8 protein-coding genes are annotated in these 10,802 nt (G+C 34.6%); 6 read left to right on the top strand and 2 right to left on the bottom strand.

What is annotated here, in order from left to right; all coding sequences use genetic code 11:
- Window positions 1–86 precede the first annotated feature (86 nt).
- The gene (locus BM088_RS10560) at window positions 87–1,316 is read right to left on the bottom strand and encodes a leucine-rich repeat domain-containing protein (protein ID WP_091983476.1); all 1,230 of its coding nucleotides are present in this window, start codon (window positions 1,314–1,316) and stop codon (window positions 87–89) included.
- Window positions 1,317–1,686: 370 nt separating this feature from the next.
- On the opposite strand from BM088_RS10560, the gene BM088_RS10555 reads away from it, so the two are divergent.
- A complete protein-coding gene (locus BM088_RS10555; RefSeq protein WP_091983474.1) occupies window positions 1,687–2,607 on the top strand; it encodes a permease in 921 nt (306 codons plus the stop codon).
- Window positions 2,608–2,617: 10 nt separating this feature from the next.
- Entirely contained in the window at window positions 2,618–3,766 is a 1,149-nt protein-coding gene (locus BM088_RS10550) for a M14 family metallopeptidase (RefSeq protein WP_091983472.1), read from the top strand.
- 95 nt (window positions 3,767–3,861) lie between these two features.
- On the opposite strand, the gene BM088_RS10545 is transcribed toward BM088_RS10550, so the two are convergent.
- Window positions 3,862–4,836, bottom strand: coding sequence for a glutathione S-transferase C-terminal domain-containing protein (locus BM088_RS10545; protein WP_091983471.1), 975 nt, complete (start codon window positions 4,834–4,836; stop codon window positions 3,862–3,864).
- Window positions 4,837–4,928: 92 nt separating this feature from the next.
- Here BM088_RS10545 and gcvA point away from each other — a divergent pair, with 92 nt between their 5' ends.
- From gcvA to BM088_RS10525, 4 genes are all read left to right on the top strand, one after another.
- Window positions 4,929–5,810: a transcriptional regulator GcvA gene (gene gcvA / locus BM088_RS10540; protein ID WP_091983469.1), complete on the top strand. Its 882-nt coding sequence runs from the start codon at window positions 4,929–4,931 to the stop codon at window positions 5,808–5,810.
- Between the two features lie 124 nt (window positions 5,811–5,934).
- Complete coding sequence (locus BM088_RS10535) at window positions 5,935–7,038, top strand: efflux RND transporter periplasmic adaptor subunit (RefSeq protein WP_091983467.1); 1,104 nt, start codon at window positions 5,935–5,937, stop codon at window positions 7,036–7,038.
- Window positions 7,039–7,061: 23 nt separating this feature from the next.
- On the top strand, window positions 7,062–10,118 hold the full coding sequence (locus BM088_RS10530) for an efflux RND transporter permease subunit (protein ID WP_091983465.1): 3,057 nt from the start codon (window positions 7,062–7,064) through the stop codon (window positions 10,116–10,118).
- Between the two features lie 11 nt (window positions 10,119–10,129).
- Complete coding sequence (locus BM088_RS10525; RefSeq protein WP_091983464.1) at window positions 10,130–10,801, top strand: response regulator transcription factor; 672 nt, start codon at window positions 10,130–10,132, stop codon at window positions 10,799–10,801.
- The last annotated feature ends 1 nt before the right edge of the window (window position 10,802 follow it).

Raw genomic sequence — 10,802 nt, 5'->3', positions numbered from 1 at the left:
TGCTTAATCACCTCTAAGTAATTAAGCACAAAATACAGGAGGAAAGTATAAGTTATTGAATAGTAGTAACTACAAAATAAAAATAATTAATGAACTGTATATTTTTCATAGTGATAAACATCAAAGTTGAAGCTTTCAGGGTTTTGTAACTCATCGACTTCCCCTGCTCTTTTTAAATAAGGATAATCTTTATAACTTAATAAAATTATTTTCAATTCAGGAAAAAGTTCAAGTTTAGGTAATTCATTTTCAATTGAATCAAAATAACTAAAAAATAAAGTTTTAACTGGTAATCCTTCTGTAAGATTACCTAATTCAAGCCGCGAGTTCTTATCATTAAAATGACTAATTTGAAGAGCAATTGATGATCTAACAGATAATGCTGAATATAAGTCTGCATATTTATTAGCTTTAATAAAGTTTTGAATAATTTCAGGAGAAAGTTTAATGAGTTCAATATTTGAATGTAGGATCATTTCAAGAGTTTCATCTAGAGATAATGTATAAGTATTAAAATGTAGATATTTTATCTGAGTTGAAAATAAGCCAGTCATAAATGTTTTTGAAATGTCTAAATAATTAATACTTAAAGTTGTTAGGTTTTTCATAGATTTGATTGGAATAATCAACTCTTCATTAAGGAGGAAGTTATTTTTTGAATTTGGCCAACCATCCAGTACTAATTTTTTGATTCTAAGATGACTTAATGCTGACAAGCTACTCCCGTCAATTGCATTATCTCCTATGTCTAATGTTATTAAATTAGGATGCCATGTAAGTACACTCAGATTTTTGAGACTATTGTTATTAAAATTATTTGTATTCACATGCAAGGTTTTTAGCTGAGATAAAAATAACAGACCAAATAATTTTTTTTCATTTAATTTATTACCTCTTAAAGATAAAGTATGTAAATTAGTCAAATGACTTAAATAAAAAAAGTAAATAGGTCTAATATCATTATAGTCAAAATCAAGCTCTTCTAATTTTTTTAAGTCCGATAACCACTTGAACCCCCTACCCGTTATAAGCCTTTGTTCACAATTATCATTTGGTATATAAATTGCTCTAAGGTTTTTTAATGGTGCCAAAAATCTCAAACTATCATCATCTAAGCACTTTTTATCTATCAATAATGTTTGTAAATCTATTAGCCTATCTAACCTATATTGCTCTTCATTAAACTCATCACCTAAAATATCTGCAAGCCAATAGTAAGTATCCTCTAAATCAGGTATTTCTTCTGCTAACGCATCCCCCTTTGCGGTTGTACAATAAAAAAAACATAACAAAAGAAAAATAATTATTTTATTCATATTAGTTCCATTAATAATGACTATTAAGTTAGTAGCACAATGCTTAAAACTAAGCATTTATACACAATGTAATATAAACACATATTAGGTACATTTTATAGTAAAATAGGGACCCTTTTACTAAACTTTCTATTGATATATTCAAATATTAAGACTCTATAGTGAAATATAAATGAGTCTGAAACAGAAAAACTAATTCATTTTATCCTGCTAAAAAATGCAGAATCAGGGATAACTTTACTTTCATCAAGTAATTTACCACTACCAAAAATAGTTTATAAAAAACCTTTAAACTAACATTTGACAATTCTAGATTTGTCGAATTATAATAATTCCACGTTATTCGAAATATATTTAAAGAGAACTTTCAATGTCAACTCAATTATCCAGTGCTTTAGAATTTTTTATGCTCGTTTTTAGCGAGCTGGCTGTACTATTTATTGCGATTAGCTTTGTTGTAAGCTTAATTAACCAGAAACTTCCCCCCGAAAAAATTAAACGTTTACTCAGTGGTAATCGAGGATATGGTATTGCAGTAGGTTTAGGTGCGGTGACTCCTTTTTGCAGCTGTTCAACGTTACCTATGACTATCGGTTTAATTCAAGCAAGAGCCGCTTTTGGCCCAATCATGGCATTTTTATTTACCTCCCCACTTCTAAACCCTTTTATTGTGGGATTATTTTGGATAAGTTTTGGTGCAAAAATAACACTTATTTATTCTCTATTTGTTGTTATTTGTGCTGTATTAAGTGGTATTTTATTGCAAAAATATAATTTCCAACGTTTTATCCGTGCTGATATTTTTAACTCTAATCAAAAAGCTTGCAACACTAAAAAGGCTCATAATTCAGACTTTGATGACATCCCTGAGCTAAATAATAAACCATTACAGTGGAAAAAATTATTTTCAGAAACAATCAAACAATTCATTTCTTTTTCTCCTTACATGGTTTTAGGTGTCGCTGTAGGCGCAGTTTTGCATGGTTACGTACCACAAACCGCTTTTGAAAATCTCGCAGGTCAAAACCTTTTATGGTTAATTCCAGTTTCAGCCATCATAGGTGTTTTTCTTTATGTTAGAGCATCCACTATGGTGCCAATTGCAACGGCTCTTGCTGCAAAAGGCATGGCAATGGGTGCAATTATGTCACTTACCATAGCTGGTGCAGGTGCAAGTTTACCTGAAATGATCATGATGAAAAAAATGTTTCATTGGCCGCTTTTGTTCGCTTTTATTTTTGTAGTATTGACCACGGCATGTATTACAGGTTTTGCAATTGAATTAATTTAAGGGGAAGTTTATGAAAATTACACACAAATTTGATAGTGGTAGTATTGAAGTCGTTGAAATTAGTGACAAAAGAAATATAAAACTCAAACTCATTCAAGATAACCAGGCGAATATTAGCCAGTGGTTTCATTTTAAATTAGAAACAACACAAAATGAACTACATACAATTAAAATATTAAATGCAGGAAAAAGTAGTTTTAGTGATGCATGGGAAGGTTATCAAGCTGTTGCCTCTTATGATCACAAAACATGGTTTCGGGTTGATACTCAGTTTAAAGATAACCAATTAATAATTAAACACATACCCAAAAAAAGCACTATCAGCTATGCCTACTTTGTGCCTTATAATAACCAAAGGCAACAAGATTTATTGCGCAAGGCAACAGCATCCCCTATATGCCGTCATTCAGTTTTAGGGTTAACCCATGATGATAATAATTTAGACCTTTTAATTTTTGGAAAAGAAGCTAAACATAAAAATAAAGTATGGCTAATTGCCAGGCAACATCCTGGAGAAACCATGGCACACTGGTTTGTTGAAGGACTTATTTTGCGTTTGATTTCAGGTGATGAACTTGCCAATCAGTTATTAGAAGATAATGTATTTTATATTGTGCCAAACATGAACCCAGATGGCACCATTAGAGGAAATCACAGAACCAATGCAAAAGGGTTTAATTTAAACCGTCACTGGCATAAACCTAGTGAAATAGACACACCAGAAGTTTTTTATGTGCAACAAGCCATGAAAAGTAAAGGCGTTGATTTATTTTTAGATATTCATGGTGATGAAAAGATCCCCTACAGCTTTATTATGCCAGCCAATACTAGCTGTAAACTTAGCAAACAAGCCATAATCTTTAAGCATAACTTTGTCAAAGCAAATAACAGCTTTCAAACTGAAGTTGATTACAATACCTTTGATAATAAAAGCAGCTGTTGTGGCAGTTCTTGTAATCGTTTAAATGATACATATGGAGCACAAAATTTAACTAAGGCCAGCGATTATGTTGCTAATAAATTTAATTGCTTATCTATGATTTTAGAGATGCCCTTTATAAACACAGACTCACCTATAGATAATAGATGTATAACCAAGCCTTTTATTCAATTAGGCTTCGATATTGCGGAGCCAATTTATCAGCATTTCAGCCATTAGAATTCAACTTTTTATTCAGAAACTAACATGTATAAATGAGCACTCTTACGCGACATGTTAGTTTTTTACTCGCACTAAATTAAGAGTTCACAATGTCAAATCTCTATTTTTTCGCCTGACATTAAGCATACTTGTGCAATACTTAACGCATCCCTGTTGTGAGCTTCACTCCAATCAATATCAGGCATAACCCCTATAATGTCATTTTTTTGATAATTACTGAGATGTATCGCATTAAAATCAATTGTTTCAGCCATACCTTGCCATGAGTATAAATCTCGCGCATAAGCCCATAAATTGGGAAAATCAGTCAACTTTTTTTGCGAACACTTACTATGCAAATAATAATCAATATCAAACCGAACCAAAGTTGGAAATAACCGCCAATCCACTTCAGTGATCATTTCACCTAATAAATATCTATTAATGCTTAAAATGCTTTCCAGCTTTTCCATCATAGTAAAAACAACTTTTATAGCTTCATCATAAACCACTTGGCTTTTTGCAAAACCAGCCTTATAAACGCCATTACATAAGTTATGGTAAATTTCATCATTCATTTCATTAATATCAATTAGCTTGTCATGAGGCAAAAAATTAATACTTGCCTGTTGTGTTTCTACCTTGTTAAATAAGCGCATTATCTTTGAAGATTCATCACTGATGATTATTTGTTTAGCACCATCCCATAAAATTGGCACTGTTGCGCGCCCCGTATGCTGATTATGATTAATGGTATAGAGTTGATGTAAATGCGTAATATATTTCTCACTACCGGGCACTTGCCATTTATTACCATAATTAGCAGGATAGCCTTCAATACGCTCTCCTCCTGTCATATGTAATGGAATATAATCATGTAACATTTTGGCTTGTCTCATAATCAAAGTGCGATGTGACCAAGGGCAACTCCAAGAACCAATCAAATGAAAACGACCTGGCTCTTGTATGATTGTAAGCGCAATATCATTTGAAATATCTTGATCATGTACACTTTTTTGACGAACAAACGCTCCATTTTTAATAATACGGTCCTCATCAGACCAAATACCTTCAACTAACATTCCCATATATCACTCCCAAATAATTTCATACAATGATATGGCTATTTACTAGATATAAAAGGATAATAAACTCACCATTACGTGACTTTATTTAACATATGAGAAAACTCCCTCCACTTAACGCACTTAAAGTATTTGAAGCAACGGCTCGCTTAGGTAGTGCCCAAAAAGCAAGTGAAGAGTTACATGTGACTCATGGCGCAATAAGCCGTCATGTAAAACAGTTAGAATCATGGTTAGGCATCACTTTATTTGATCGAAGCCAAAGAAGTTTAAAATTAAATACTTTAGGTAAAAGTTATATACAAACCATTTCTGCCGCACTTGATTTAATTCAAGAAGGTACAATAAACATCCAAAATATCAAGTCATCAAACACCTTAGGTTTAGCCACAACACATTCATTTGCCAGTAAATGGCTAATGGAAAAGTTGCCCGATTTTTACAAACGCCATAGCGACATTGAAGTTTGGCTTTCACTTGACCAACAACTCATAAATTTACAGCAATCAAATATAGATATTGGGATCCGAATGGGAGCAGGACCCTGGCCAGATTTACATTGTATTGCATTAATGAAAGACAAATTAATTACCGTTTGCAGTCCTTTATTACTAAACCAAAACAATAAATTAGAAACACCTAAAGACTTGGCAAAACAAACTTTATTGCACGACCAAGACCCAACAACACAGTGGAGTCGTTGGTTTAAAGACAATCAAGTACTCAATATAGATCCAACAAAAGGCCCTAGATTCTCAAGTTCAGACATTTTATTACGTGCAGCAATGAGTGGCCAAGGCATTGCCTTAGTCAGTGAAAAACTTGCACAAGAAGATATAAAACAAGGCCGTTTAATTCAACTTTTTGAAGCAAGTGTAGACTTAGGTGATTATCACTGGCTGGTGATCCCAAAAAACAAATTAGAACACATAAACATCATTAAATTTCTTTGTTGGATTAAATCAATTAAAAGTTAACCCTGTGATAACCCCAGCTAGTTTATAATAAGTATAATTAGTCAAAAATGTATCAAACAGATTGAATTTTATAAGCTATTTTAGCCTACACTTATTTAATCATCACTCTAGCGGAGATTTATTTATGCGTGCTTCATTTATTTTACTCACTTGTGCCTTTATTTTAGGAGGGTGTAGTAAACCTGAAAAAGTCTCTGAGCAAGTTATTAGACCTATCGCCTGGACACAAGTGAAGCTGTCTAATTTAGACCAAGTAAGACGTTTATCAGGGATCATTCAACCTGTTGAAGCAACCAACTTAAGTTTTCAAGTAGGCGGCAAGGTTGATGCTGTTTCTGTAAAATTAGGAGACGCTGTTAAAAGAGGTGACTTTTTAGCAAAATTAGATAAACGTAGTTTTGTATTCAGCCAACAATCTTCTCAAGCCAACTTACAAAAGGCCCAGTCCGCTTTAGTTGAAGCAAAAAATGAGTTTGAACGTTATACCGAACTATCAGAAAAAGGCCTAGTTTCTAAATCAGGTTTTGATAATGCCCAAGCAGCATTTAAAACTGCAAGCAGCGCCGTAAATTTAGCTAAAACGCAACTCGATATCTCAACAAAAGATTTAAATGACAGCCAATTAAAAGCCCCTTATAACGGTAGAATAACCAAACGTTCCATTGAACCGTCAATGCAGATTACTCCAGGACAAACCGTATTTGAAATTGAAGGTGAAGACGGATTAGAAGTGCAAATTATGATCCCTGAAACTTTGATTCGAGACCTTTCAACAGGTAATAAAATGCGTATACATTACCCTGCATTTCCTAACTTGAATGGTGAAGGAACAGTAACAGAAATTGGAACCCGCGCCAGAACAGCTAATGCTTTTCCTGTAACCGTTTTAATTGATACCTCCATAACAGGACTTAGAGCTGGCATGACAGCTGAAGTTGATTTTACTTTTGTAGGCGTTGGCCGCACTGGCTACCGCGGACAAGCTTTTCGCCTACCTTTATCTGCATTAGGTGCGGGTGCGGGTCAATCATCTTATGTATTTGTTTATAATGAAAAAAATCAAACAATCTCAAAGCGAGTCGTTCAAACTGAAAATATTATCAATAACAAAGTTATGGTGTCATCAGGTTTAAAAGCAGATGAAATTATCGCAACTGCTGGAGTGAGCTTCCTAAGAGAGGGTCAAAACGTACGTTTACTTGATAAACATGTAAAACAATTTAATTAATTTTTGATAGTTAAGGTTTAAAAATGAATTTAACAAAAATCGCTTTTACTTATCGAAAATCAATTTTGATGATATTAGCTTTATTATTGATCAATGGCATGTTTGCCTATTTTACTTTGCCAGCACAAGAAGACCCCTCAATCACAATACGTAATGCCATTGTGACAACATCATATCCAGGTATGGCACCTGAACGCATTGAGCAATTGATCACCCGTACTTTAGAAAAGGAAATTCGCAAAATACCTGAGGTAGAAAAACTGACTTCTACCTCAACCACAGGTCAGTCAGTGATCCATGTTGAAATATACGATAGATACTTTAACTTAGACAATATTTGGCAGGATTTACGTAATAAAGTAAAACAAGCAGAAGCTAATCTACCTGACGGTACACGTACTCCTTATGTTAATGACTCTTTTGGAGATGTATCCGTTGTAACCTTAGCGCTCACAGCGGATGGTTTTACTATGGGTGAATCTCATGATATTGCAAAACATTTACGAGATCATATTTACGCTGTTGCAGGCACTAAAAAAGTTGATATTTTAGGTATTCAAGACGAGCGCATCTTTTTAGAAGCAAGTTCGGCTAAGTTATCACAACTGGGCATTTCACCCCAAGCAATCATAGCTTCATTGCAAAAACAAAACATCATCAGCCCTGGGGGTCAAATAGATACAGGTGCTAAATCATTTGTTATTGAACCAACAGGAAATTTCAATTCTATTGAAGAGATCAGCAATACCCATATTTCTATTCCAGACACTGGCGATACCATAGCACTTAAAGATATTGTCACGATACGTCGCGATTATATTGATCCACCACATCAACCTGCTTACTTTAATGGCAAACCTGCGATTATGCTCTCTATAGCGATGTTACCTAACTATAATTTATTAGAGTATGCCCCTCGCATAAAAACTAAAGTGGCCCAAGTGCAAAGCACCTTGCCCATTGGCTACAACATCAATATCGCAACTTATCAGGCCGAGCAAGTTGAACGCACAGTACGGGGCGTATCAATGAACGTATTACAAACACTTGCCATCGTACTTGTCGTAGTCGTTTTCTTTTTGGGCATGCGAACAGGTCTTATTGTGGGCTCAATTGTGCCATTTGTTATGCTAACAACTTTAGCCATCATGCAATACAGTGGCATGGTTTTAGAAAAAATGAGTTTAGCAACTTTGATCATTGCATTAGGTCTATTAGTGGATAACGGCATTGTTGTTGCCGAGGACTTTAAACGTCGTATCGAAGATGGTCAAGATAGATTTGAGGCTATGTGTCAAGGCGGTAAAGAGCTTGCTTTACCTTTGCTTAGCTCATCTGTAACAACTATTCTTTTCTTTTTACCGCTTATTTTAGCTGAACATGTTGCCGGTGAGTTTACCCGAGCCATTTCTTTAGTAATTTTAATTACTTTATTAACAAGCTGGGTTTTGGCTTTATGTGTCACACCTACACTATGTTATTTTTTCATTAAAAAAGATCCAAAAGGTAAAACCAACCAAGAGAAAGAAGCTAAAAACAGTGTTTTTTATCAAAAGTATGAAACTTTTTTGCATTGGGTATTAAACCATAAAACCCTATTTATGGTTTCTATGCTTGCACTATTAATCATCTCAATGTCGGGCTTTAAATTTGTTTCAAAGCAGTTTTTCCCAGATTCAGACCGAACTCAAATAATGGTCTATATCGATTTACCTAATGGTACATCGGCAAAAGAAACCAACCGACAAATGAAACAAGTTTTTAATTGGTTAGATGATAAACAACGTTTTCCAGAAATAACCAGCTACTCAGGATATTCAGGCTTTAATGGTCCACGGTTTGTATTAACTTTAACACCAGAAGACCCTTCTGATAATAAAGGTTTTGTTGTTTTAAATGTCAAAGAAGGTACCGACCTTAATATAATGGTCAGTAAGCTACATAATGGGTTAATTGAAAACTTTCCAAATGTATTTGGTCGTGTAAAACGCATGTTTGCAGGGCCTTCAGATTCAAGTTCAATTAAAATCCAGGTAAAAGGTCCTGACAAAGACCTCATTTATGCCAAAGCCCAAGAAATAATGGATGTTTTACATCAAGTGCCACATACCAAAAATATACGCACCGATTGGGAAAATCGCATTGTTAAAGTTATGGTTAAAATAGACCAACATAGAGCACGTCGTGCTGGTGTTACATCCGATGATATTGCCACAGCACTAAAAGGCTTCTTTAGTGGTACTAACATCACCGAATATAGAGAAGGTGATGATATTATTCCTATTTTACTCAGAGCAAATGACGATGAACGCTTTAATTTAGATAGGCTACGAACTGCATCCGTATTTTCAAATACCTCAGGTTTAGCCATTCCTTTATTTCAAGTTGCGGACTTTGTGCCAGTAAACCAATATTCAAAAATTCAACGTGAAGACATGTTTAATACTGTGAGTGTTGAAGCGGCCAATACAGCCATGACAGCACAAGATTTACAAAAAATAATCGATGAACAAATTCAAGCTCTTAAAACTGATTTACCCGTTAACCATACGATAGAATACGACGGTGTTATTACCCAATCTAAAGATGCACAAAAAGCCTTGGGCGCCAGCATGCCTATGGTAATTGGGTTTGTATTAATTTTATTGGTGATCCAATTTAATTCTTACCGCCGTGCTTTAATTATTGTACTGACAATTCCATTACTGCTTATTGGTACGGTAAGTGGTTTATTAATTATGAATGCGCCATTTGGCTTTATGGTCACTTTAGGCATTTATAGTTTGGCGGGGATCATTATTAATAATGCCATTGTGCTAATTGATAGAATCGACATCGAAATTTCAAATGGTGTCAGTCAGTATCAAGCAATCATTAATTCCTGTTTAACACGATTAAGACCTATTACTATGACAACTGTCACAACAATAATGGGTCTACTGCCCCTTATTTTAAATAAAGATCCGCTATTTTATGGCATGGCTAATGTATTGGCTTTTGGTTTAGGTGTCGGCACAGTACTCACCTTAGCTGTAGTGCCCGTACTTTATGCTAGTTTCTTTAAAGTAAAGCCTGCTTAATAGGAAAGTAAATGACATCTTATATTCTGCTAGTTGAGGATGATCTCGACTTAGCAGCCACTATTATTGATTATCTAGAAATTGAAGATATCACCTGTGATCATGCAGCGAATGGTATTGCTGGTTTACAGCTACATGCAGAGAACATGTATGACATGGTGATATTAGATGTCAATATGCCGCGTATGGATGGTTTAAGCATGTGTAAATCTTTACGAGATTCAGGTTCAAATATACCCGTCTTAATGTTGACCGCACGTGATACGCTGCCAGATAAACTGGCAGGGTTTGAAGTTGGTACAGATGATTACATGGTCAAACCATTTGAAATGTTAGAGCTTATAGCCCGCATAAAAGTACTGATAAAAAGGCAAAATGGACAATCAAATAAGTTTACTTTAGCTGATTTATCAGTAGATTTTTCAGCTAAAGTGGCCATTCGCGCCGAGCGTACCTTAAAATTATCACCAATTGGTTGGAAACTACTCGAAGCACTGTTAAGAAAGTCACCTTATGTCGTCAACCGTGAACAATTATCACGCGCAGTTTGGGGGGATGATATTCCTGATAGTAATAGCCTAAAAGTGCATATTTTTAAATTAAGGCAACAAATTGACGCAACAGATGACACTAAGTTATTAAATACAATTACTGGGCAAGGCTTTGCTTTAAAAGCATCTTAAA

The sequence above is a fragment of the Pseudoalteromonas denitrificans DSM 6059 genome, assembly GCF_900112265.1.
GTDB classification, from domain to species: domain Bacteria; phylum Pseudomonadota; class Gammaproteobacteria; order Enterobacterales; family Alteromonadaceae; genus Pseudoalteromonas; species Pseudoalteromonas denitrificans.
This window is presented reverse-complemented; position numbering and strand designations above follow the sequence as displayed.

Excerpts from the sequence above, each read along its gene's own strand:
- BM088_RS10530 (WP_091983465.1), top strand. The coding sequence starts at position 7,062 with ATGAATTTAACAAAAATCGCTTTTACTTATCGAAAATCAATTTTGATG.
- BM088_RS10545 (WP_091983471.1), bottom strand. The coding sequence starts at position 4,836 with ATGGGAATGTTAGTTGAAGGTATTTGGTCTGATGAGGACCGTATTATT.
- BM088_RS10560 (WP_091983476.1), bottom strand. The coding sequence starts at position 1,316 with ATGAATAAAATAATTATTTTTCTTTTGTTATGTTTTTTTTATTGTACA.
- BM088_RS10525 (WP_091983464.1), top strand. The coding sequence starts at position 10,130 with ATGACATCTTATATTCTGCTAGTTGAGGATGATCTCGACTTAGCAGCC.
- BM088_RS10550 (WP_091983472.1), top strand. The coding sequence starts at position 2,618 with ATGAAAATTACACACAAATTTGATAGTGGTAGTATTGAAGTCGTTGAA.
- BM088_RS10535 (WP_091983467.1), top strand. The coding sequence starts at position 5,935 with ATGCGTGCTTCATTTATTTTACTCACTTGTGCCTTTATTTTAGGAGGG.
- BM088_RS10555 (WP_091983474.1), top strand. The coding sequence starts at position 1,687 with ATGTCAACTCAATTATCCAGTGCTTTAGAATTTTTTATGCTCGTTTTT.
- gcvA (WP_091983469.1), top strand. The coding sequence starts at position 4,929 with ATGAGAAAACTCCCTCCACTTAACGCACTTAAAGTATTTGAAGCAACG.